Below are 22,321 nucleotides of genomic sequence, written 5' to 3'. Positions count from 1 at the left end.
GCGGCACGAATAGGAACGAAATGCCGGGAAGGCAGGCGGAAGGCCGCCATCAACGAGAAAGTAACCGTTCATTTTTTCTCACATTTTCAGCCGCCAGACGGCGGATGGCCCTCAAGGGGCGGCGATAGCGGGAGGAAACGAACATTTTGTAGCGTTTCAGACTTCCGCAGAGTGCGTTCGCCATCGAATGCAAGCATCCTGCCATAGCTATATCGACATAGGAATAGCTTTTTGGCCTGGCAATTGCTCTTGGAGAGGTCATGCCGGTCACGAAAGGGTTATCCATGCCGCTGTACGCTGCCGAACAATCCGAACTCTTTGGGGTCAAAATCATCATGATAGACATGGATGCGGTCGGCTGCTGGGGGTGGTCCCGCACCGTCGAGGCCCAACTGCAAGCTGGACAGCGTCGCGCGTACAATTGGGAGAGCAGCCGTACATTCTCGAACAGTTCGCCGGCTGCTCCTCGCTGGCCCGACGTACCCCGACGCGCTGCGGCGGCCTGACGCTTTTTCGCGCCCGGCGGTGGTGCTGGCACATTCATTGCTGTATCGTCATCAATACAGGAGTGAGCCGAATGAACGCCGACGAAATCCTAGCGCTCAAGACCGAGCCAGACTGCGCCCATAATAACAAAGAGAAGTCCGGTTGCGCGCGGCCCCAGCCCGGTTCGACCCAGGGCGGGTGTTGCTTTGACGGCGCGAGGAATGCGCTCCTGCCCATCGCGGACGCCGCCCATATCGTGCACGGCCCTATCGGCTGCGCCGGGTCGTCATGGGACAATCGCGGCTCGCGGTCCTCCGGCGCCGATACCTTCCGCATGGGCATGACGACCGACCTCTCCGACATGGATGTGATCCTCGGTCGCGGTGAGAAGCGGCTGTTTCACGCCATCCGCCAGTGCGTCGAGGCCCACCGACCGCCTGCGATCTTCGTCTACACGACCTGCGTGCCCGCCATGCATGGCGACGACATCGTCGCTGTCTCCAAGGCGGCGTCGAAGCGCTTCGACCTGCCCGTCATCCCGGTCGATTGCGCGGGATTCTACGGCAACAAGAATCTTGGCAACCGCATCGCGGGCGATGTCGTCTACAAGCGCGTCATCGGCACGCGCGAGCCGGACCCGGTACCCGCCTCCGCCGAACGCCCCGGCATCCGCACTCACGATGTGAACCTCATCGGCGAGTGGAACGTCGGCGGCGAGTTCTGGAACGTCGCGCCGCTGTTCGATGAACTCGGGCTGCGCGTGCTCTGCACCTTCTCCGGCGACGCGCGATTTCGCGAGGTTCAGACCATGCATCGCGCGGAAGCCAACATGGTCGTTTGCTCGAAGGCGATGATCCATGTCGCGCGCCATTTGAAGGAAGATCACGGCACACCGTTCTTCGAGGGCAGCTTCTACGGCGTGCGCGATACCTCGAACGCGTTCCGCGACTTCGCGCGGCTCATCGGCGATGCGAACCTCACCGACCGCACGGAAGCGATGATCGCGCGGGAGGAAGCCCGCGTGACATCGGCGCTCGCGCCCTTTCGCGACCGGCTTTCCGGCAAGCGCGTGCTCGTCTTCGCGGGCGGCTACAAATCATGGTCGCTCGTTTCCGCCATGCAGGATCTAGGCATGATCGTGGTCGCCACCGGCACGGAGAAATCCACCGAGGAAGACAAGGCGCGCATCAAGGCGCTCATGGGCGACGACGCGCTGATGATCTCCGACAACGACCAGAACGGCCTGATCCGCGCGTTCCACGACGGGGCTGCGGATCTGATGGTTGCGGGCGACCGCTATATCTACTCGTCGCTCAAATCGCGCATTCCGTTCCTCGACATCGACCACGTGCGGCGCATCGGCTATGCGGGCTATGAGGGCGCCATCGAGCTTGCCCGCAATGTGGAGCGCGCGGTCAATTCGCCCGTGTGGCGCAAGGCCGGAATGCGCCCGCAAGTCCAGCGGCGGGCGGCTTGACCATGGCTGAGATCGTTCTGCCCACGAAGGCGCTTGCCGTCAATCCGCTGAAGACCAGCCAGCCCATCGGCGCGTCGCTTGCGATCCTCGGCCTCGCCGAAGCGATGCCGCTGGAGCATGGCGCGCGCGGCTGCACGTCTTTCAACAAACTGTTCTTCATGCGCCATTTCCGCGACCCCATCGCACTCCAGACGACGGCGATGGACCAACTCACCACGGTGCTCGGCGCGGACGGCAATGTGGTCGAGGCGCTCGCCACGATCTGCGCAAAGGACAAACCGGAGGTCATCGGCCTCATCACGACCGGGCTTTCCGAGGTGCAGGGTGCAGACGTGCCGTCCACGATTCGCGCCTTCCGCCAGCGCCACCCGGGATATGACGGCGTGGCGATTGTCCCGATCAGCGCGTCGGATACGCTCGGCAATCTCGAAACAGGGTTTGCGGCGGGCGTCGAGGCAATCCTCGATACGCTCGTGCCGCAGGCCGCGTCGAACGTGGCCCGCCCGCGTCAGGTGAACGTGCTGCCCTCGGCGATGCTGACGCCGGGCGACGTCGAGGCCGTGAAAGACTGGATCGCGTCGTTCGGGCTCTCGGCGGTTGTCGTGCCCGACATTGCGGACTCGCTCGATGGCCACCTTACCGATGATGGCTATCGCACGCTGACCTATGGCGGCGCGGCGCGTGCGAGCATCGCGACCATGGCAGAATCGGCGGCGACGCTCGTCATCGGCCCGTCGCTCGACAAGGCCGCCGACGCTTTGCGCGAGCGGACGGGCGTTACGGACTGGCGTTTCTCCGGCCTCATGAGCGTCGACGAATGCGACGCCTTCAGCCGCGCGCTGTCCGGCATCGCGGGCGTGCCCGTGCCTGCCGGCTTCCAGCGCAAGCGCGCGCAGCTTCTCGACGCGATGGTGGATACGCAGTTCCAGATTGGCGGCGCGAAAATCGCCATCGCGGCGGACCCGGACCTGCTGGCAACCCTCGTGCGCTTTTATCAGGCGATGGGTGCTGAGATCGTCGCGGCCGTCGCGTCGGCCCGGGCGCAGCACCTTGCGACGCTGCCACTGCCGCAAGTCGTCGTCGGCGACCTCGAAGACTTCGAATGGCTCGTGCGCGAAACGGGCGCGGAAATGATCGTGACGAATTCCCACGGCGCGGAGATCGCGAAGCGGACGAAAACGACGCTCTTTCGCGCGGGCTTCCCGCTCTACGACAGCTACGGCGCGCACAGCCGCGTGTGGGTCGGCTATGGCGGTGCGCGAAGCACGCTATTCGAGACTGCGAACCTGCTCGCCGCCCATTACCGCGAACTCGCGCCCTACCGCTCGATCTACTGGCAGGGCACGCCCCGCGACGACGAAACGGATCGAAAAGCATGTTGAGAATTGCCTTTGCCACGAGCGACCGCCAGACGGTCAACCTTCATTTCGGCGGCGCGGAAGCGCTGATGCTTTACGATGTGGCTCCAGGGCAGGCTGATCTCGTCGGGTTCATGGAGTTTCCGAAGGCTGAACAGGAAGGGGAGACGACCCGCGTCGGCTTGACCGGGACCGACAAGGACAAGGTCATTCCGAAGCTCGACTTCGTGCAGGAATGCGCCGCCGTCTATGCGGCCTCCATCGGCGCGTCTTCGATCCGCCGCCTGATGGCGCTTGGCGTGCAGCCGATTATCGTGGACGAGGGCCACGACATCATCGACCTCTTGAATGAAGTCAGCCTTGCGATCGTGCATGGCGGCCTGCCTTGGGTCGACAAGGCAAAGGCACGCGCCGAGGCGGCGAAGACGCAGCCGACGCTGTCCGGCATCGAACCCGCGCGGCACGATCTGATCACCTCGATAGACGACTGAGCTGAAAGGTGCGTGGCGGTACACGACGGCGTCGTTTCGTTCGCTCCGGTACGATCACGAATAAATATCGCGCGATATATAGCTGGCACGACCCTTGCTGTACTCAACGCATTGAAAGCGTTTGCCAGTTGGCGAAGTGGAAAGAATAGTCAATGGGTGTGCTCACCAGCGCTTCCACCATCCTCGAAGACATGGCCCCGCCGAGCGCACTGTTCGGCCACGCCGCCGAAGCGGTGGGAGCGCCGAAGGTGTGGGACTTCCTCGGCAATGTTCCGGTGCCGCTGCGCCATCGCATCCATGACGGCGTCGAGGCGCGGGTGATCGAGCACTTCGCCGCCGGAGGCCGTCCGCTCAAATGCTGCTTCCCGCACGGGCGCGGCGGAGAAACGCCTTTCGACCGGCTGCGTTTCATCCGCGATCTAGCCGACTATCCCAACATGATCGTCTCGGCGGAACACGGCAACATCTTCAACCGGCGCTTTCAGGCGGAGTTCGTGGAGCGGGGTGCGTTCGCGTCCTGCCAGCCGGACGGCGTGGCGGATGTATTCGCCGACTGCGGCCTCGTCGATCCGAAAGGGTTCATCGGCGTCTATGCGGTCGCGCCGTTCGTGCTCCTGATCGACCGCACGCAGATCGGCTCCCTCCCCGTGCCCCGCCGATGGGCCGACCTGATGGAGCCGGACTATCGCGGACAAGTCGTCTTCGGCGGCTGGAAGCGCGAGGATCAGCGCCGCTACAGCGCCTACAACAAGTTCTTCCTGCTCGCGATGGCGAAGGAGTTCGGGCTCGATGGCGTGCGCCGCCTCGTCGCGAACGTGCCAGGGCTGATGCATTCTGCGCAGATGCCGCGCCTTGCCGGAACCGACGCTTCGATGGGCGGCATCTACGTGCTGCCGTGGTCTATGGCCGACATGTGCCCGCGCCGCGACCGCACGCAGGTCGTCTGGCCCGAAGACGGCGCGCTCGCCTACCCGCTGTGGCTCACCGTCAAGGCGGCCCGCGCGAATGCCGTGGCGCCGCTCGTCGACTATTTTCACGGCGACGCGCTCGCCCGCACGCTCAACGCCAACCGCTATCCCGCGCTTGCGCCGGGTGTCGCGCCGCGTTTGCCGCCCGGCGCGCGCTTCAAATGGATCGGCTGGGATTTCGTCCGTCATCGTTCGACGGGCGAAGTCATCAAGGCCGCGTGCCGCGCCTTTGAAGCGGCGCAGGATGCGGCGGCTGCCGCGCGAAAGGAGTTTCTGCCATGCGCGTGATCACCGTTGCGGGACCGCCGTCTGTCGGCAAGACCGCCGTCATCCTCAAGACGGCCGAACTTCTGAACAGGCCCGGCCAGCGCGTCGGCATCGTCAAGTTCGACTCGCTGTCGACATCCGACGACAAGCTCTATCAGCGCGCAGGGCTGCCGGTGACGGTGGGCCTCGCGGGCAATGTCTGCCCGGACCATTTCTTCGTCAGCAACATCGACGATTGCCTCGGCTGGGGCCGCGATCAGGCGCTCGACATGCTGATCGCGGAAAGCGCGGGGCTGTGCAACCGCTGCTCGCCCCACGTGCAAGGCACGCTCGCCGTCTGCGTGGTGGACGCGCTCTCGGGCGTGCATACGCCGAAGAAGATCGGGCCGATGCTGAAGCTCTCCGACATCGTCGTCATCACCAAGGGCGACATCGTGAGCCAGGCCGAGCGCGAGGTTTTCGCGTTCAACGTCCGGCTCGCCAATCCGCGTGCGACCATCCTGTTCTTCAACGGCATCACCGGACAGGGGGCGGGCGAACTTGCGCATCGCCTCGAAGCCGCGCAGAGCATCGAACGCCTCGAAGGGCGCCGCCTGCGCTTTCCGATGCCGTCCGCCGTATGTCCTTACTGCATCGGCGAAACGGTCATCGGCGAGGACTATCAGCGCGGCAATGTCCGCAAGATGACCTTCGGATGCGCCGGACATGAAGGTTGATCCGCTGATGCTCACGCTTGGAGACCTGACGCGCACGCACCCGGCTTTTGCCGACCTCCTCGCCCAGACGGGCGGCGAGGGCGCGAAGCCATCGCGAACGGTCGCCTCGTGGCTAGCCTCGCTCACCGACGAGCGGCTTTCCGACATCGGCATGGGGCGCGAACAACTGCTCTCTCATATCGTGGCGCTCGCAGAACAGGTGGAAGCGCTGAAGGCTCCTTCTCAGGTCACAGTGCGCTCGCTGACGATCCTCGGCGGACGCGACAAGAAGGGCGAAGCCGAGCGCCTCGATCTCGAACTTCGCGCGGGCGACGTGCTGTGCATCGTCGGGCCGACGGGGTCCGGCAAGAGCCGCCTTCTCGCCGACATCGAGTGTCTTGCGCAGGGCGATACGCCGTCCCGCCGCCGCGTGCTGGTCAATGGCGAAGCGCCGGACCCATCCTGGCGCTATGCGTCGGATCGAAAGCTCATCGCGCAGCTTTCGCAGAACATGAATTTCGTGGTCGACCTCACCGTGGGCGAGTTCGTGGCGATGCACGCCGACTGCCGCATGGTCGAGGACCGCGACCGTATCGTGGACGAAGTAATTGCCTGCGCGAACGAACTCGCAGGCGAGAGCTTCTCCGCGGCCGTGTCGTTGACGCAGTTGAGCGGTGGGCAGAGCCGTGCGCTGATGATCGCCGACACGGCACTTCTTTCTGCTTCCCCCGTGGTGCTTATCGACGAGATCGAAAATGCGGGCATCGACAGGAAGCGCTCGCTCGACCTGTTGATCGCGAGCGAAAAAATCGTTCTCATCTCGACGCATGATCCGATTCTTGCGCTGATGGGGACGAGGCGAATCGCCGTGAGAAATGGGGCGGTCGCAGGCGTCATCGAAACGGGGGCTGACGAGCGCGCGAACCTCGCGGTGCTCGAACGGATCGACTGCGAACTGATGGCCTTGAGGCACCGCCTGCGCAGCGGCGAGCGCATCGACGCGCCGCTGGCGTGGGCCGGTTTGCTTGCGAAGGATTGAAAAGAAGGGATTATGCATGGACGCGCTGAAGCTGCTTCACGAACGCCGCTCCTGTTCTGCGCTGACCGAACCCGCTCCAGAAGGCGAGGCGCTCGATGCGATCCTGAAGGCGGCGCTTCGCGTGCCCGACTTCCAGCACTTGCGGCCGTATGAGTTCATCGTTGCCAGGGGCGATGGACTTGCGCGCCTCGGCGCGCTGATGGAGGTGGCGGCGAAAGCATCGGGCAAGAGCGAGGAGATCGTGAAGCGCGCGCCCAAAATGCCGCTGCGCGCGCCGCTCGTCATCGTGGTGGTGGCCAAGGCGCGCGAGAGCGACGTCGTTCATCTGTTCGAGCAACAACTTACGGCGGGTTGCGCCGTCATGGCGATGCAGATGGCAGCGGTGGCGCAGGGGTTCGGCGGCATCTGGCGCTCCGGCTGGGCGATGTTCGACCGCAACCTGCATCACCTGCTTGAGCTTGGCGAGAAGGACCAGATCGTGGGCTTCCTTTATCTGGGCACGCCGAAGGAAGAGCCCGCGCCCGCGCCGGTCGTCGATGCATCCGCTTATGTGCGGATGCTTTAGGCGGGTGGGTTGCAGTCTTCCGCTCTACGCCGTTGATCGCGACCGCCGGAACCGGCACCCGCCATTTGAGTTTCGGTTGTATCCCCGCCCATACAGGACGCGCTGACGCTCCTGCGGGCGCCCGTATAATCGAAAGGAAGCACAATGGCCGACACGTCTGTTTCCGATCCGCACCATCACACCCAGAAGATGCATGCGGCGCTCACGGATCTTGCAAAGCACATGCGCGAGGACATCGACAAGGTCGACGAGCCGAAGTTTCGCGCCATGTTCGAGACGAGCGCCGAGGTGCTGACGGGCCTCGCCAAGGCTTTCTCGGACTATGACCAGAAGCAGGAAAAGGCGTTCTCTAACTGAGGCTTGGCAGCCGAGGTGCCGCGCAATGCAGTGCGGCACCTCTCGCGTGAGTTTTGCTAGAAGCGAACCGTGCCGGTGAACACAACTTCGCGCGGGGAGCCAAGAAAAGCCGTGTTAGCACCCTTTGTAGCTGTGCCCGGGTCGCCGATGATGCTGCCCGGCATGACCGCCGCCCAAGATTTTTCGTCGAACACGTTGTTGACGTTCAGCCGCAGTGTGGTCTTTCGGCCGAAAACCTCCGTTTCATAGCGCGCGCCGAGATCGACGGTTGTGAAAGCATCGGCCCATGACGTGTTCACGTTGTTCACCGCACGCTCTCCCACATAATGCACGTTGGCGCTGGCCACGAGGTTTTCGACCCACGGCACATAGTATTCCACGAGGATGTTGGCCTGAACTTCGGGCACGCCGATGATCTGCTTGCCCTCGGCATTCGGATCGACCGCATCAAGGAGCTTCGGGTCGAGGAACGTCACGCCTGTGAGCAAATGGATATTCTCGTAGACCTGTCCACCCGCCTGAAATTCGACGCCCTGATTTCGCTGGTTACCCGCTTCATTAACGACGGTGCCATCGACATAGGCGAAGGGGCGCTCGATCTGGAATATCGCGACGCGCGCGTCGATGCCGCCGAGCTTCGCTTTGACGCCCGCCTCGTATTGTTCGCTGCGATACGGGTCAAGCGTCCGGGTTACGCCGCCCGCCGTGAGCGTATCGCCCTTTTGCAGACTGTCGGCGTAGGCCACGTAAGTCGTGATATTCTGAAGCGGCTTGAACATCAGCGCTGCGGTCGGACTGAAACCGTCCGTATAGGTTTCGCTCGTCTGAACGCCGCTGGCGTTGTAGCCGTGCGAGCCGATCCAGCTATAGCTGCCCACCGCCATTGCCGAGAAATAGCGATTCAAGGTGATGGTGTCGCCGACGATCACGCTCTGCTGCCATCCGTCCGAACTCTTGTACATCGGCGGACGTCCCGGAATGTAGATCGGAGCCACCTCAAGCGGATCGTAAATATCCCGATTTGTGACGAGAGTTTTCGTCAACGCGCTGGTTTGGGGAGAACTATACGCCTCTGTCCGATAGCCGGTCGTGCCAAGAACCACCTCGTGGCCGATGCCGTAGGTGTCGAGCTTGCCGTTCAGATTTGCAGTGTTGCTGAACGCATCCGTGCGAGCAGGCGGGGTGGCCGGATTGGCGGACAGGCTTTGCGTGAACTTCGTTCCATCGGCGGAGATGGCGTTCGAGACCGATGAGAAGAAGCGATCCGTTCGGTTGTGAAGGACGCCCGCCGTCAGGTTCCAGCCGTTGCCGAAGTCGTGCTTGATCTTGGCGCTTTCCGTATCGACCTCATAGCGCGATGAGGTGAATTCTTGCCCGTAGCCCGCTTGCGTGGGATCGAGCTTCGGAAGCTGAATGCTCGTGGGGACATTCGAAAAGTAGTTCGGCACCGAGAACCCGCCCGGGTAGCCGGACTTCTGGTAGTTGTAGTAGCTCGCGTTCACTTCAAGCACAGTATTGTTCGAAAAGCGGAAGTCGAACGCGCCCGAGGCGAGCTTGCGGTCGAGATGGCTCGTCGAAACGTAGCCGCTCCCCTCTTCATTCACGAAGTTCAGGCGGTAACCGAAGAAGCCGTTCGGGCCGACACGCCCGCCGACATCGGCATGGGAAAGCCAGCCGCCGTTTGTCGAATAGCCGGTCGTGAATTCGTTCAGGAAATAATCCGTCGGCCGCTTCGCCACGAAATTGAACATGCCGGCGGGGTTCGCCGGGCCGTAGAACGCACCCGTGAGACCGTTGACGACCTCGATATGGTCGATCATCTCAAGCGGCTGCGCGGTCACGGCAAAGATGTTCATGCCGTCGAGGCGCGTGTTGGCGAAGGTGTCGCCTTCAAAGCCGCGCGACTGAGGGCGCCCCACGTCGATACCGCCGCGCGGTTCGAGTTGGGCCGATGGGACATATTTCAGCGCCTGATCGAGGCTGCGAACTTGCTGGTTGTCGAGCACCTTCTGATCGACAACGTCGATGGAATAGGGCGTGTCGAGAAGTTTGACGTTCGCGAAAGGTCCGATCGAGGCCGTTTGCGGAGTGAAGCCGCTCGGGCCGGAATCGCCGCCCTGCCGCGCCTCACCGCCTTGTCCGCCCTGCCCTTGGTCTTGGCCCAGGCTCCGATCGACGGATGCAGTTTGCGGCGCTTGCCGTTTCACCTTCTTCGGAGCATCCGCCGGTGTCGTGACCCGTACGGGCGGAAGGATCTGCGCATCCTGCGCCGATGCCGAAGACGCCAAACCGAACCCGAGTGCAAGCGCCGAAACCGTCACGAGAAGGCGCGCACGCCCCTTGATCTCCTGCATTTCTGCAAGAGAAAATAATGCCTTATTCACGTTGTTATCCCACCAAGTTATATACTGCCCGATATAACTTTTAAAAAAGGAGGGGCGTCTGTCAACGCGCTATTGTGTCAAAATCTTGAGGTCTAGGCCAAGCTGGGGTCACATCAGCCATGCGTTTTCTGAATGCTATTTACCGTTCGGTGAAACGCTGGCCAGCAAGCCCTGTGCGTGGATCTCGTCCGGCGCGAGCGTAACGCCATAGAGCCGCTGGATTGTCTCCGGGGTGATCACATCGCGCGGCGCGCCGTCGCTGTCGATGCGACCGTCGATCAGCGTCGCAATGCGCGTCGAAACCATAAGAGCCTGGTCGGGGTGATGCGTCGTCATCAGGATGCCGAAGCCTTGGGCCGCGAGGTCGCGGAGGCTGCGAAGCAATTCGATCTGATGGCCGTAATCGAGGCCGCTCAGCGGTTCATCCATGACGAGGAGCGACGCATCTTGCGCCAGTGCCCGCGCGATCATGACGAGTTGACGCTCGCCGCCCGAAAGATGCGTGTAGGTCCGGTCTGCGAGGTGAGCGATGCGGAGATTCGCGAGGATCGCTTCGACCGCCGTCGCGTCGGCGGAAACGGTTCGACCGAAGAACCCTTGAGTCGGAAACCGTCCGAGCGCGACGACTTCGCGAACGAGGTACGGGAAAGGCGCGTGATGGCCTTGCGGAACATAGGCGATCCGCCGGGCAAGTTCGCGTCTCCTGAGGTGCGCGATAGGGACACCGTCGAGTTTGACGCTGCCTTCGTCCGGCGCGACAAGCCCGAGCATGATGCGCAGCAAGGTCGTCTTTCCCGCTCCGTTGCTGCCGAGCAGCGAGACGATTTCACCACCGCTGAAAGCCAGGGTCGCGCCGTCAAGCACGCGCCTGCGTCCACGCCGAAAGACGATGCCCTCTGCGGTGAGCTGCCTCGCGCTATTCACGCCAGCCTCGCCAGCTTCGACCGAGCACCAGCAGGAAAACCGGAATGCCGAGCAGCTCGGTCAGGATGCCGATCGGTATTTCCGCGTCCATCACCGTGCGCGAGAGCGCGTCCGTGGCGACAAGGAAGATTGCCCCCATCAAGGCGCTCGCCGGTATCAGCCGCGTGTTGCTGGCTCCGAGCGCGAGCCGGGCGATGTGCGGGATGATGAGCCCCACCCAGCCGATCATTCCGGCCATTGACACGGTCAGCGCAGAAACGAGCGTCGCCAGTGCAATCGTTCCGTAGCGGATGGTGGTCACGGGAAGTCCGAGACTGCGGGCCTCGTCGTCGCCCATGGACAGCACATCGAGCGACCGGCCCAGTAGCGAAAGCGTGACGATACCCGCGACCATCGGCCATGCGAGAAGCGTCACCTGACCAAGGTCCGACTGCCCGAGGTTTCCCATCAGCCAGTAAACGATGTTGGGCAGGTGGTTCATCGGGTCCGCGACGTATTTCACGATGGAGAGGAGCGACGCGAAAAGCGCGCTGGAAATCATGCCGCCGAGTACGAGCATGATGAGCGACGCGCCTGCGAACATTGACGCGATGCCGACGCCGATAGCCACCGCCGCAAGCCCCATCAAGAAGGCGAGCCACTGGATTCCGCCCCATGACGCATCGAGAACGATGCCGAGCGCGGCCCCGAACGACGCGCCCGCAAGCACTCCAAGCAGCCCAGGCGACACCAGCGGATTGCGGAAAACCGCCTGAAACGCCGCGCCCGACGAAGCCAACGCCGCGCCGACCAGCACCGCCGCTGCGATACGCGGCAGCCTTATATCCACGATCACGTTTTGAAGCGTGGCATAGCGTTCGGCGGGCATGTCCGCGAGCCCCACCGTGGCGAGCAGAAAGGTGACGATCTCGCCACTTTCGACATGATATCTGCCGATGCCGAGCGCACCGATCACCGCGACAGCAAGCACAAGTGCAAGCAGGGCTGTCCAGCCCAGCGCGGCGAATGCGGGAGCGCGAAGAAGCGGCGCGGCTTTACGCACCCGCGTGGTCGAAATTCCGGCTTCGCTCACTGGGCAAACAGCAGGTCGAGATCGGCGTCGGTCGGCGTCACGCCGAAGAACAGCGTATAGAATTTCTTCGTCTCGCCCCGGAGATCAAAGGCACAGCGTTCGGGATGGAGCTTCGCCGCCAGCCACCGCGCGCCCATCGCCCGCATGAAGGACGGCGGCCGGTCGAACCAGTTGAATGGGTATCCCGGCACGGCGTAAACGCGGCCCGTCTTCACCGCCTTGAGCCCAGCCCAACGCGGGTCCGCTTGAATGGTCTTCGCCGTCTGCGGGAAGCGGGTCACGATCACGTCCGGGTCGACGGTGAGAAGCTTTTCGATGTCGATCGGATAATTGTCCTTCATCGATACGGGGCCGGTGCAGTGAAGCGCGTTGATGCCGCCCGCGAGCGTAATGACCTCGGAGCGGTCGGACGTGTCGCACTGCGAGACGAGGCCGTCGACGGATTCGGCATAATAAATCTTCGGCTTTTCAGCGTCGGGGATGTCTTGCGTTGCGGCTTTCGCGGCCGCCACCGTCTCTTCAAGCCCGCGCGCCAGTTCCTCGCCACGCGCCTCGCGATGGAAGAGCGTGCCCAGAAAGCGGAAGGACGCCGGATAGAGCGCCAGCTTGTCGACCTCGATGTTCACAACCGGAATATCGATACGGGTGTATTTCTTCGCGGGGAACTGCTCGCTCGGGCTCGTCCAGCCAAGCGCCACCTGAACGCCGACATCCTTGAGCTTTTCGAGGTTGACGTTCGGGCCGCCGCCGAGATTGGGCAGCTTCGCCATTTCTGGCCGCAGGAAACGGAAAACGTCCGGTCGGGGCGCAACCGGCATGGCAAAGCCCGCCATCAGATCGGGCGCAAGCGCCACCAGAAGCGGCATGGCGTGCGTCATCGCGTAGACGCTTCGGATGTCGTCCGGCACGGTGAGCTTCTGCCCTGACATATCGACGATTTCGCGCGCCGAGGCCGTCTGGGTCGCTTGCAGACCAGCCAACGCCAGGCACAGGGAAAGGGCCGCCGCGCGGAAGAACGCGGATTTTTTCGGTCGGGCGCACATGTCGATATCCTTGGATTGCCGTTTGGCAGAGCTGCGAACGTGCGGTCCGCAATCCTCGCCACCCTGCATGCCTCTCATTCGGTCCGTGTGTGTGTAGGCCGAATGACCGTTACACATCCCGAAAGCTATATACGTTCTGATACATCATAGAGCGCAAAATGAACAGCCAAGTCGACGCTTGACCTAATGCCGCAGCCGCGCGACGGCGGCGGGCAAGCGTGGCGATCTTGCGCGGCATACGGATGAAACGGGCGTCAAAGCTCCTGCCACGCCTGCGCGAGCGGCGTGCCGGAACGCATCGCGTTACGCAAGGCGTTGTGGCGCTGCTCCCTGCGCAGGAGGACTTCCGCGTAACCGCGCTCTTCGTCCGTCGTCTCCAGAATTGCGGCGATACCTCCGTTGCGGATCACGATGCGGCGGCTTCCCGACAGCGCCGTCAGCGGATCATGCGTTGAAAGCAGAACGATCTTGCCCCGGTCGGTGAACAGCGCCAACGCGCGGGCGCGGTCGACGCCTGCGTTCTCGATCTCATCCAGCAGCACGATTGGCTTCGGGCTGAGCAGCGCCGCACCTGCGATCATCAGCGCGCGCGACTGGCCGCCGCTCAACTGCGTCAGCGGCGTCTTGCCGGTGAAGGCCTCACCCGCCATAGAAACGGCCGCTTCGAGGACATCGGCGGCGGCTGTATCCGGCGTTTGCGATCCACGGCTTTCAGCATGAAGGCGCAAGAACGTCTCGACTTCGAGGTCCATCACGAAGTTCATGTTCTGCGTAATTTGCGCCACGAGCCGCCCCTCGGCCGTGAAGCGCGTCTTGCGGTCGGGCTTGCCGCCATCGACGAGCACCACGCGCCCGGATGGCGTATCGCCCTGCGCGAGACACTCGATATCGCCGAGCAGGCGGCTTTTTCCCGAGCCGGTGGGGCCGACGATGGCCGTCACGTCGCCGGGCCTGAACGTCAGGCTGAAGGACTCAGGTTCGCCCGACTTGCTCCGGCCTGGCAGCACGTCGAGCCGCTCGACGGAAAGCGAGGCAGCGCCCTCGCGCTCGGCGGCGCGATAGTCTCGCAGCCCCTGCCGAAGCGTTTCGAGCGTCCAGCCGCAGGTATCGCGAAACTCCCAAGGCAGCGCGGCCCAGTAAGCTTCGAGCTTGCGATGCTCGCTGACGGGCGGGAAGCCCCGTGCGGCAAGGAATGCTTCGGCAGTCTTGTCGAGGATTTCGATTTCATCGGGCATCATTCAAGTCCTCGATCGGCATCTCTCGCACAATGCCGTGCTGAAATTCCTTGCCGATGCGCGTCTGCCCGAAACAATAGGAGCACACCGACGACGGAACCGAAAAGCGCAGGCGCCCGCCTGTCAGCGGCGTACCCGATGGTGCTTCGCGCCACATCATGGCGATCTCCAGCGATCCCTGCCCAGTGATGCCGTCGGCGAACATGATATCGGCGCGGCTGTTCACCTGCCGGACGCGGTAGGCGAAGACTTCGCGCTCGGCCTGACTCACGATGTCGCCCTTGGTGACAACCACGAGGTCGGCGGTCTTCAGCATGGGACCGACCTTGGCGGGCGTATCGATGCCCGACAGATTGTCGAGCACGCAAACTGCGAGGAAGCCGCGAATATGCGGCGCGCAGCGGTTGCATAGCCCCGCAGATTCGCTGACGAGGAAATCTAGGCCCTGCTTGCGTCCCCACTCGACACAGCGCTCGATGTTCGTGACGAAGAAGTGGTCGGGGCAGAAATTGCCCGAAAAGCCGGTCAGCACGGGAATGCCTGCCGCGCGATAGCGGTCGCCGTCGCGCCCTGAAAGGCAATCGAACTTCACCGCGCCGACCTTCAGGCCGCCTTCGCGGAGATGGCGCGCCGCCTTCAGGATGAGCGATGTTTTTCCGGCCGATGGCGGCCCCGCGACCGTGATGAGGTTCATGGCGTGCGTTCCTTCAGATATGCGGCGACCAGCGTTTCGCGGATGTAGGTGAAGTCGAGGGAGCGGGCGCGCTCCCAGCCGATCCAGCGCAGCGCCCCGCCCGGCGGCTCGGCGGGGACGTCGTCGCGGACGGAAAAACATCGGGCCGATTCCATCCGCGCCGCCCACTCCCTCCCGGTGATGTAGGCCTCGATGAAGTTGGCCGCAGGCGTCGTCTCCGACTTCTTCAGGCGCAGGATCGGAGGGGCGTAGGCGCCTTCCCGCGGCCAGACCAACTCGCTCCTGTCGCGCCGCACGACGGTATGCGCCCAGAAATTCGGCAGAACGCAGATCGCGGCGCTGCGGGGGTCGTCAGTGCCGACGTAACGCGCCATCGCCGCACCGCCGCGCACCTCGCGCACGTTACGGGCGAAGGCGCGCATGCCGTCGAGCCCGAAGTCCTGCGCGAGATTGACCAGCAGCAACGCCAGAACGACCCCGTTCTGCCCGCTCGATAGAATGTCGCCTTGCCATTGCGGGTGAAGCAGATCCTCCCAGCTTCGCGGTATCGGGCGACCGGCGAGGCGCGTCTTGTCGACGAGGATCACCCAGCTCCCCGCGCCGTCGACCTGAAACAGCCCAGTCGGGTCGGCGAACCCCGCTTCGGTGAAGTCACGCCGCGCGAACACTTGCTGTCGCTGTTCGAAAACGCCCGTATCGAGCCAGCGTTCGACGAAGGGTTGGCGCGCAATGCCGCCAAGGCCCGGATCGGAAATCAGCGCGGGGATGGTGTCGGGGTCTGTCGCCTCTGCAATGTCGTCGTAGGGTTGCGCGGGACCGACGCGGGCGACGTACCACGCCGCTTCGAGGCCGCTGCGCCGGTGCTCGTCGCGCAGAAGAAGATGAATGCTGCGGCGCATTTCGCGTTGCAGCGGCGGATAAGGGCGCGCGAGATAATCGAGCCGCCGCCGCACGCGGGCGTCATCCTCTTCCGGGAAAACCGGTTCCTCGTCCAGCGCATCCAGCATATCAACGCGCGCCCGTCAGTTTGCGAGTTCATCGGCGCTCAGGTCGCGCGCCAGAAACAGGCGCATGAACTCCCGGGTCGTAGCCGCCAGATCCGGCTTTGTCCGGTCCGGATAAAGACAATCCATCAGCCAGATCGCGCCCAGCAGCCGGAAATGCGATGGCGGTCGGTCGAACCAGTTGAACGGAAGATCGGGAATGACGAAAATTCGGCCTTCCCTGACCGCGCGCAGCTTCTGGAAGCGGGTATCCGTCATGAACGCAGTTCTCGCCTGGGGAAAGCGCGCGACTATGATGTCCGGGTCGAGCAGCAGCAGCATTTCCGGATCGATGGTCGTGGTGAAAGCCATTCCGGTTGGACCGGAGCAGGGAACGGTGTTGATCGCGCCTCCCAGTGCGAGCACCTCGGCGCGTGCGGCATTGGCACATTGCGTTGTCATGCCGTTCGGACTTTCAGCGTAATAGACTCGGCGGCGCGCGGCGGCTGGGATGGCGTCGCGAGCAGCCTTGAGCTCTGCGAGCCGTCGCTCAAGCAACGCGGCCCATGCTTCGGCTCGTTCCGCTTCGCCGAGCAAAGTGCTGAGGCTGCGGAAGGCTGCGGGATAGTCTTCGAGACGCTCCGCCTTGACTTCGAACACCGGCACGCCGATGCGGGCCATATCGCCCCTGAACCGGTCGCCTATGCCCGGCACCGCAAGCGAGATGGCTACGTCGGGCTTCGCTTGTGCCACCTTTTCAATGTCGATGGTCTGAACGCCGGCGACTTCCATCAGGGGCTTGCCGAGTGCGCCTGCCGGAAGGAATCGATCCGCTTTGGAATTTGAGCCGAGATAGGTTCCGATCAGCCGTTCGGGGGCAACCGACAAGACAAGCGTCGTCGTGGTGGACATAGCGGCGAAGACACGCGCCGGGCGATCCGTGAGGCTTACCTGTCGACCGCTCATGTCGACGACTTCCCCCGCGCTCGCTGTCGCTGACGACAGGACGACCAAGGCGGCGAGAAGGGAGAACAGTCGGTATCGCATCGTTGGGGATCGTTTTGGGAGGGACGAAAGGGGCAAGCGGAAATGCGCACGACCATTTTGATCGACTGGCGGCACGGGACCGTCAGCAAGCGTCATGCCAGTGTCTTCCTGACTGATTTGCGGCTCTTAAGTAGCGGCCCCGTATCAAACCGGCATCTGAAAATGATGCCAGTCGCGGCTTCATTCGTACTGAAACGTACGAATCTGAGATGTTTAGTCCAAGGTGGTACGAACATTCGCCGATCACCTGACGTCGCGTCGCCGCCTGCGCTCGATCGTCATCATGGCGCCGGCTGTGCCAGTAGCATGCCGATGCACTCGGCACCCCGCTCAGCTAGCGAAAGCAGCGCGCATTTGCGCTGTTTGTATATGAGAACCCTATTTTTTCGCGCTTTCTCCTCCGTCGAACCTATATGCCACCGCGACCTATCCTTCGCCGGTGAATAACGCATCGGGTGAGGAGTCCCATGTTCGAAGTTCTCATATAATCGAGGCTCATCCCGAGAGCCCCCAGCACATCATCACCGAAACCGGCGTCGGCTATCGTTTGAAGTAGTAAACCGGCTGTGCGTTCGCGGGCTGTGCCAGGGTCGCTACCCTCGCGGCACGGCGTCCGTCAAGCTAGACGGCCTCGAAACGCCAGTGATGATCCTTCGGAACTGAATTCGAAGGCCCTCGACGATAAGGCTGAGACCTTTCATCAAAGGGAACTCGAGGGGGGGCGGCAATTGTGAACGTTTTCGATCACAACAAGCTGACATCCCTTACATTTATCGCCCCGCCGGCTTTCGAGCAGATAGCAGACGCCGCATATCGTCACCTTGGCCCACCTGTTGGTCAACTCGGACGTTGCATTCGTTCGCTCCCGAGCAGGACATAGAATGTCGGCAACACAAAGAGGGTGAACAACGTCCCGATCAGCATTCCCATGACCACCACGATGCCGATTGCGAAGCGGCTGGCTGCTCCCGCGCCGGTCGCGAAGAGAAGCGGCACGAGGCCCGTCACCATCGCCGCCGTCGTCATCAGGATCGGCCGCATGCGCACCATCGCCGCCTTGAGGATGGCCTCCCGCTTTCCCGCGCCCTCGCGTCGCTGGATGTCGTTCGCGAACGCAACCATCAGGATGCCGTGTTTCGAAATGAGCCCGATCAGCGTCACGAGCCCGATCTGCGTGTAGATGTTGAGCGTCGTATAGCCGAGCCAGAGCGGCACGAGCGCTCCGCAGACCGCGAGAGGCACGGTGACGAGGATCACCAGCGGATCGCGAAAGCTTTCATACTGCGCAGCTAGCACAAGGAAGATCACGATCAGCGCGAAACCGAAAGTTACGGTCAGACGGTTGCCTTCCTGCACATACTGGCGGCTGTCGCCGAGCCAGTCGATGGTGACGCCGGGCGCGCGTGGCAGCGACTCCATGAATGCAACGGCCTGCCCCATGGTCACGCCGGGCTTCAATACGGCCGAAAGCGTGGCAGCGTTCATCTGATTGAACTGCGGCAAGCGGTTGGGCTGCGGCATGACATCGAGCTTGATGAGGGAGGCGAGCGGCATCATCGCGCCTGATCTGGCGCGAACGTAGAAGCGACCGAGCGCGTCCGGCGACACACGGTCAGGCTGGCGGACCTGCGGGATCACGTCGTAAGATCGGCCGTAATAGTTGAAACGGTTGACGTAGTTTTCGCCGACGAGCACGGCCAGAGTGTCGGCAATCGTCTGCATGGTCACCCCGACCTCACCCGCCTTGGCGACGTCGATGCGCATCCGCGCGGTCGGACTATCGAAGGCGAGATCGCTGTCGACAAACACGAAAAGGCCACTGCGCCGTGCTGCCGCCTTCAGGCCCTCCATTTCCTGATAGATCCCGTCGTAACCGGCTGGCGAGCGCAGCACCATCTGGAATGGCAGGCCGCCCGTCGAGGCGGGCAGCGCCATCGGCTGGAACGGCGTGACCGAGGCGTCATGCACACTTCTGACGGTTCGGTAGAGTTGAGCCTGAATGTCGGTCGACGTTCGTTGGCGTTCACTCCACTCCTTTAGAATGATGCCGCCGAAAGCGTTGTTCATTCCATCGGTACCGACGACGAAGAAGTTCGCCGCGTATTCGGGGAAAGACTGGAAGATCCGCTGAACGTGGGCGGCTGCGGAAGCCGTGTAGTCGAGATTGGCGTATTGCGGGGCGCGCACGGCGGTGAACACGTAGCCCTGATCCTCCTGCGGGGCGAGTTCGCGCTTGGCTCCGAGGAACAGCACCACGATGGCGGCGAGCATCGCGCCCGCGACGAGCAGCACGACAGACCGCATGGTCAGCGTTCGCTCCAGAAGACTCCCGTAGCGGGAGGCGAGCGTCGTCAGAAAGCGCTCGGTCAGCCTGGCGAAGCGGCTTTCGCTGGCCTCGCCGCTCAAGAGCCGCGAACACATCATCGGCGACAGGGTCAGCGCGACAACTCCCGACACGACCACTGATCCGGCCAGCGTGAATGCGAACTCCCGGAACAGACTGCCGGTCAGGCCCTCCATCAGACCTATCGGCGCGTAGACGGCGGCGAGCGTTATCGTCATCGCGATGACCGGGCCTATGATCTCCCGCGCACCGGCGAGCGCGGCGTCTATAGGGGAGCGGCCCTCCGCGATATGGCGATGGATGTTCTCCACGACTACGATGGCGTCATCGACCACAAGCCCGATCGCCAGCACCATGGCGAGCAGCGTCAGCAGATTGAGCGAGAAGCCGAACGCCAGCATCAGCGCCGCCGTGCCGACCAGCGACAGCGGGATGGTGACGACGGGAACGACGACCGCGCGGAGCGAGCCAAGGAACAGAAAGATAACGACGACAACGATGACGACAGCTTCGACGAGCGTATGCAGCACCTCGTCGATCGAAGCATGGACGAAATGGGCGACGTCGAACTGGTTCTCCACCTTGAGCCCGGGCGGGGCGACACTCTGCATGCTCGGGATCAGTGCTTTTGTCGCCGCCACGATTTCCAATGGGTTGCCGTCGGGCGTCGGCGAGATTTTCAGATAGACGGCCCGGCGGCCGCTCGCCCAACCGAGTGTCTTCTGGTTCTGACTACCGATTTCGACATCGGCCACATCGCGAAGGCGAACGAGGCCGCTGGCGCTGGTCTTGATCACCATCTCCCGGAAATCGCCGACAGAGCTGGCGTCGGTTGTCGCCGTGATGCTGGTAATGCTGCGGTCGCTTTCAAGCTGGCCCGGTGCCGCTTGCACGTTGTTCGCGCGCAGCGCCGTCGCTATGTCGCCAGCCGTCAGATTACGAGCGGCGAGCTTTACAGGATCGATCCAAACCCGCATGGCGAGCGCCTGCGCGCCTGCGAAGTCTGCGGAAGCGACGCCCTTGACCGAGGTGATCAGCGGCTGACCGACCCGCGTCACGAAATCGGTGATCTGGGGGATCGTCAGCGTGTCGCTGACGAAAGCGATATATTGGACGGCGGAAGCGCCATCGGTGATCTTGGTCACGACGGGGTCGAACGCGCCTTGCGGCAACCGATATTTGACTTGCTGGACCTTGGACAGAACCTCGGTCATCGCACGATCGGAATCCGCGTTTAGGACGAGCTTCGCCTTGATCTGGCTCTGACCCATGGTCGTGGTGGAGGTCAGATACTCGATGCCGCTCGCGGTCGCGATCGCCTGGGCAATCGGCGTAGTGACGAAGCCTTGCATCACGTCTTGCGTGGCACCCGGGAAGCTCGTGTCCACCGTGATCGTCGCGCTTTGCAGGTTCGGATATTGCCGCACCGGCAGCGAGAAGAACGCGTTGATGCCGGCCAGCAAAATCAGCAGGCTGACGACAACGGACAGGATCGGCCGGTGAATGAACAGATCGGTAAATCGCATCGCGCGCCTATTTCTTCGCCATGGTGGTAGCAAGAGTGATAGCCGCGCCGGGCTGGAGGCGGAGTTGGCCGGTGGTGATAACGACGTCGCCGCCCTTGAGACCGCGCTCCACGACGACGTGCGGCCCAAATCTTCGGCCCGTTTCGACCGGAACGATCTCGACCTTGCCGCCGCGGACCACATACGCGGTGTCGCCGGACGGACCTGTAACGACCGCTGTCACGGGGACAAGGATCGCTCTGGCCCGAGGTGGCAGGATCACTTTCGCGGTGACATAGAGGCCGGGGCGGAGCGCACCGTCCGCGTTTCCAAGCGTGGCCTGCACCGAAATATTGCGCGTCTCGGCGGCGACCACAGGCTCGATGGCATTGATGCGAGCCTCGAAGTCGCGTTCAGGCCATGCGTCGGTCCGAACCGACACTTTGCCGCCGTTCGCGAGCTTCGATAATTCCTGCTGTGGCAAAGTAAAATTGACGTACAGCCGATCGAGCGCGGTCAACGTTACGAGCGGCTCGCCCGCGTTCACATATTGTCCGAGGTTGACGCGGCGCACGCCCAGCCGACCGGCGAATGGCGCGCGGATCGTGCGTTGCGTGAGGCGTGCCTCCGCCAATCGCACCGCCGCTTCGCCTTGCGCGAGTTCAGCGGCGCGCTGCTGGAGCATCTGGCGGGACTCGGCGCCTTTGGGTGCGAGTTCCTGCGCGCGGTCGAACTGAAGCCGGGCAAATTCCAGTTTTGCCTTCGCCGTTTCAAGATCGGCGCGCTCCGGTGCATCGTACAGGCGAAGGAGTTCGGCGCCTGCTGCCACCTCCACCCCGGCTTCGAAATCGATCGCGATCACTCGGCCTGCCACTTCGGGCGCAATCGTCACCTCGTTCACGGACGAGAGCGAGCCTATGGCGTCCAACTCCTGCGGCACGGCCTTGGGCTCGACGGTCCAGGCCTCGACCTCGATGGGAGGCAAGGCTTGTGGACCTGACGATTGCAGTCTCATGGAGCGCCACGCATAGACCCCGGAAAACACGGTGGTCAGGATCGCGAGAGCGAGGATGTGAACTGAGACGGATTTCGCGAAAAAGGAGCGCGACTGCAGATCAACCATGGGTCGCCTCCCGCACGTCAGAGGCAGCCACCCATAACGAGCAGCAAAGATCGTTTTCGCAGAAAAAGGTGCTGACCCTCAGCGTCTCAAGCCACATCAAAACGGCAATGAGCGCCAGAAAACCGATAAACAGCGCAGGCCCCAAATCCGGCTGCCTGCGATATAGCCATGCCTTGAAACTGGTGAACATGTCGGCCCCTCCTGAAAACGTCCGCTGAGACGTCGCGGGACTTGCCCCTGCAAGCCGACACGGACTATAAAACC

General features: G+C 63.0%; 20 protein-coding genes. 8 read left to right on the top strand and 12 right to left on the bottom strand.

Annotated elements, in window-relative coordinates:
* Positions 1-49: 49 nt before the first annotated feature.
* Positions 50-337, bottom strand: coding sequence for a hypothetical protein (locus tag RVAN_RS20000; RefSeq protein WP_155942329.1), 288 nt, complete (start codon positions 335-337; stop codon positions 50-52).
* A gap of 240 nt (positions 338-577) precedes the next feature.
* Between RVAN_RS20000 and nifE the strand changes: the two genes are divergently transcribed.
* The 8 genes from nifE to RVAN_RS02470 all read left to right on the top strand — a co-directional run bounded on the left by nifE (position 578) and on the right by RVAN_RS02470 (position 7,703).
* A complete protein-coding gene (gene nifE / locus RVAN_RS02505) occupies positions 578-1,963 on the top strand; it encodes a nitrogenase iron-molybdenum cofactor biosynthesis protein NifE (RefSeq protein ID WP_013418193.1) in 1,386 nt (461 codons plus the stop codon).
* 2 nt (positions 1,964-1,965) lie between these two features.
* Positions 1,966-3,345, top strand: coding sequence for a nitrogenase iron-molybdenum cofactor biosynthesis protein NifN (nifN, locus tag RVAN_RS02500; protein ID WP_013418192.1), 1,380 nt, complete (start codon positions 1,966-1,968; stop codon positions 3,343-3,345).
* Positions 3,339-3,812 carry a NifB/NifX family molybdenum-iron cluster-binding protein gene (locus tag RVAN_RS02495; protein WP_013418191.1) on the top strand — a complete coding sequence of 158 codons (474 nt, stop codon included), beginning with the start codon at positions 3,339-3,341 and terminating at the stop codon, positions 3,810-3,812. The genes nifN and RVAN_RS02495 overlap by 7 nt, the downstream gene beginning before the upstream one ends.
* 152 nt (positions 3,813-3,964) lie before the next feature.
* Complete coding sequence (locus RVAN_RS02490; protein ID WP_013418190.1) at positions 3,965-5,068, top strand: ABC transporter substrate-binding protein; 1,104 nt, start codon at positions 3,965-3,967, stop codon at positions 5,066-5,068.
* Complete coding sequence (locus RVAN_RS02485; RefSeq protein WP_013418189.1) at positions 5,059-5,763, top strand: GTP-binding protein; 705 nt, start codon at positions 5,059-5,061, stop codon at positions 5,761-5,763. The genes RVAN_RS02490 and RVAN_RS02485 overlap by 10 nt, the downstream gene beginning before the upstream one ends.
* Complete coding sequence (locus RVAN_RS02480) at positions 5,753-6,781, top strand: ATP-binding cassette domain-containing protein (RefSeq protein ID WP_013418188.1); 1,029 nt, start codon at positions 5,753-5,755, stop codon at positions 6,779-6,781. Before RVAN_RS02485 ends, RVAN_RS02480 begins: the two co-directional genes overlap by 11 nt.
* A gap of 16 nt (positions 6,782-6,797) precedes the next feature.
* Entirely contained in the window at positions 6,798-7,346 is a 549-nt protein-coding gene (locus tag RVAN_RS02475) for an NAD(P)H nitroreductase (RefSeq protein WP_013418187.1), read from the top strand.
* A 144-nt stretch (positions 7,347-7,490) separates the two neighbouring features.
* Positions 7,491-7,703 (top strand): hypothetical protein, encoded by a 213-nt coding sequence (locus RVAN_RS02470; protein ID WP_013418186.1) that lies wholly within the window; start codon positions 7,491-7,493, stop codon positions 7,701-7,703.
* A gap of 56 nt (positions 7,704-7,759) precedes the next feature.
* Here the strand turns inward: RVAN_RS02470 and RVAN_RS02465 are convergent, their stop codons facing one another.
* From RVAN_RS02465 to RVAN_RS02415, 11 genes are all read right to left on the bottom strand, one after another.
* Positions 7,760-10,087 (bottom strand): TonB-dependent receptor, encoded by a 2,328-nt coding sequence (locus RVAN_RS02465; protein ID WP_155942328.1) that lies wholly within the window; start codon positions 10,085-10,087, stop codon positions 7,760-7,762.
* Positions 10,088-10,222: 135 nt separating this feature from the next.
* Entirely contained in the window at positions 10,223-11,011 is a 789-nt protein-coding gene (locus RVAN_RS02460; protein WP_013418184.1) for an ABC transporter ATP-binding protein, read from the bottom strand.
* On the bottom strand, positions 11,004-12,083 hold the full coding sequence (locus RVAN_RS02455; protein WP_013418183.1) for a FecCD family ABC transporter permease: 1,080 nt from the start codon (positions 12,081-12,083) through the stop codon (positions 11,004-11,006). Before RVAN_RS02455 ends, RVAN_RS02460 begins: the two co-directional genes overlap by 8 nt.
* On the bottom strand, positions 12,080-13,126 hold the full coding sequence (locus RVAN_RS02450) for an ABC transporter substrate-binding protein (protein ID WP_013418182.1): 1,047 nt from the start codon (positions 13,124-13,126) through the stop codon (positions 12,080-12,082). The genes RVAN_RS02455 and RVAN_RS02450 overlap by 4 nt, the downstream gene beginning before the upstream one ends.
* A gap of 254 nt (positions 13,127-13,380) precedes the next feature.
* The gene (locus RVAN_RS02445; RefSeq protein WP_013418181.1) at positions 13,381-14,364 is read right to left on the bottom strand and encodes an ATP-binding cassette domain-containing protein; all 984 of its coding nucleotides are present in this window, start codon (positions 14,362-14,364) and stop codon (positions 13,381-13,383) included.
* Positions 14,351-15,055 (bottom strand): GTP-binding protein, encoded by a 705-nt coding sequence (locus tag RVAN_RS02440; RefSeq protein ID WP_013418180.1) that lies wholly within the window; start codon positions 15,053-15,055, stop codon positions 14,351-14,353. The genes RVAN_RS02445 and RVAN_RS02440 overlap by 14 nt, the downstream gene beginning before the upstream one ends.
* On the bottom strand, positions 15,052-16,062 hold the full coding sequence (locus RVAN_RS02435; RefSeq protein ID WP_013418179.1) for an ABC transporter substrate-binding protein: 1,011 nt from the start codon (positions 16,060-16,062) through the stop codon (positions 15,052-15,054). Before RVAN_RS02435 ends, RVAN_RS02440 begins: the two co-directional genes overlap by 4 nt.
* 15 nt (positions 16,063-16,077) lie before the next feature.
* A complete protein-coding gene (locus RVAN_RS02430; protein WP_169309503.1) occupies positions 16,078-17,004 on the bottom strand; it encodes an ABC transporter substrate-binding protein in 927 nt (308 codons plus the stop codon).
* Between the two features lie 918 nt (positions 17,005-17,922).
* Positions 17,923-20,955 carry an efflux RND transporter permease subunit gene (locus tag RVAN_RS02425; RefSeq protein WP_013418177.1) on the bottom strand — a complete coding sequence of 1,011 codons (3,033 nt, stop codon included), beginning with the start codon at positions 20,953-20,955 and terminating at the stop codon, positions 17,923-17,925.
* Positions 20,956-20,962: 7 nt separating this feature from the next.
* A complete protein-coding gene (locus RVAN_RS02420; RefSeq protein ID WP_013418176.1) occupies positions 20,963-22,057 on the bottom strand; it encodes an efflux RND transporter periplasmic adaptor subunit in 1,095 nt (364 codons plus the stop codon).
* Positions 22,050-22,247 (bottom strand): hypothetical protein, encoded by a 198-nt coding sequence (locus tag RVAN_RS02415; RefSeq protein ID WP_013418175.1) that lies wholly within the window; start codon positions 22,245-22,247, stop codon positions 22,050-22,052. Before RVAN_RS02415 ends, RVAN_RS02420 begins: the two co-directional genes overlap by 8 nt.
* Positions 22,248-22,321 lie beyond the last annotated feature (74 nt).

Origin of the sequence: Rhodomicrobium vannielii ATCC 17100 (assembly GCF_000166055.1) — a bacterium.
Taxonomy (GTDB): Bacteria; Pseudomonadota; Alphaproteobacteria; order Rhizobiales; family Rhodomicrobiaceae; genus Rhodomicrobium; species Rhodomicrobium vannielii.
This window is presented reverse-complemented; position numbering and strand designations above follow the sequence as displayed.

Bases quoted from the DNA above. Each gene is read 5' to 3' on its own strand.
- RVAN_RS20000 (WP_155942329.1), bottom strand. From the start codon at position 337: ATGATGATTTTGACCCCAAAGAGTTCGGATTGTTCGGCAGCGTACAGC.
- nifE (WP_013418193.1), top strand. From the start codon at position 578: ATGAACGCCGACGAAATCCTAGCGCTCAAGACCGAGCCAGACTGCGCC.
- nifN (WP_013418192.1), top strand. From the start codon at position 1,966: ATGGCTGAGATCGTTCTGCCCACGAAGGCGCTTGCCGTCAATCCGCTG.
- RVAN_RS02495 (WP_013418191.1), top strand. From the start codon at position 3,339: ATGTTGAGAATTGCCTTTGCCACGAGCGACCGCCAGACGGTCAACCTT.
- RVAN_RS02490 (WP_013418190.1), top strand. From the start codon at position 3,965: ATGGGTGTGCTCACCAGCGCTTCCACCATCCTCGAAGACATGGCCCCG.
- RVAN_RS02485 (WP_013418189.1), top strand. From the start codon at position 5,059: ATGCGCGTGATCACCGTTGCGGGACCGCCGTCTGTCGGCAAGACCGCC.
- RVAN_RS02480 (WP_013418188.1), top strand. From the start codon at position 5,753: ATGAAGGTTGATCCGCTGATGCTCACGCTTGGAGACCTGACGCGCACG.
- RVAN_RS02475 (WP_013418187.1), top strand. From the start codon at position 6,798: ATGGACGCGCTGAAGCTGCTTCACGAACGCCGCTCCTGTTCTGCGCTG.
- RVAN_RS02470 (WP_013418186.1), top strand. From the start codon at position 7,491: ATGGCCGACACGTCTGTTTCCGATCCGCACCATCACACCCAGAAGATG.
- RVAN_RS02450 (WP_013418182.1), bottom strand. From the start codon at position 13,126: ATGTGCGCCCGACCGAAAAAATCCGCGTTCTTCCGCGCGGCGGCCCTT.
- RVAN_RS02445 (WP_013418181.1), bottom strand. From the start codon at position 14,364: ATGATGCCCGATGAAATCGAAATCCTCGACAAGACTGCCGAAGCATTC.
- RVAN_RS02440 (WP_013418180.1), bottom strand. From the start codon at position 15,055: ATGAACCTCATCACGGTCGCGGGGCCGCCATCGGCCGGAAAAACATCG.
- RVAN_RS02435 (WP_013418179.1), bottom strand. From the start codon at position 16,062: ATGCTGGATGCGCTGGACGAGGAACCGGTTTTCCCGGAAGAGGATGAC.
- RVAN_RS02430 (WP_169309503.1), bottom strand. From the start codon at position 17,004: ATGAGCGGTCGACAGGTAAGCCTCACGGATCGCCCGGCGCGTGTCTTC.
- RVAN_RS02425 (WP_013418177.1), bottom strand. From the start codon at position 20,955: ATGCGATTTACCGATCTGTTCATTCACCGGCCGATCCTGTCCGTTGTC.
- RVAN_RS02420 (WP_013418176.1), bottom strand. From the start codon at position 22,057: ATGGTTGATCTGCAGTCGCGCTCCTTTTTCGCGAAATCCGTCTCAGTT.
- RVAN_RS02415 (WP_013418175.1), bottom strand. From the start codon at position 22,247: ATGTTCACCAGTTTCAAGGCATGGCTATATCGCAGGCAGCCGGATTTG.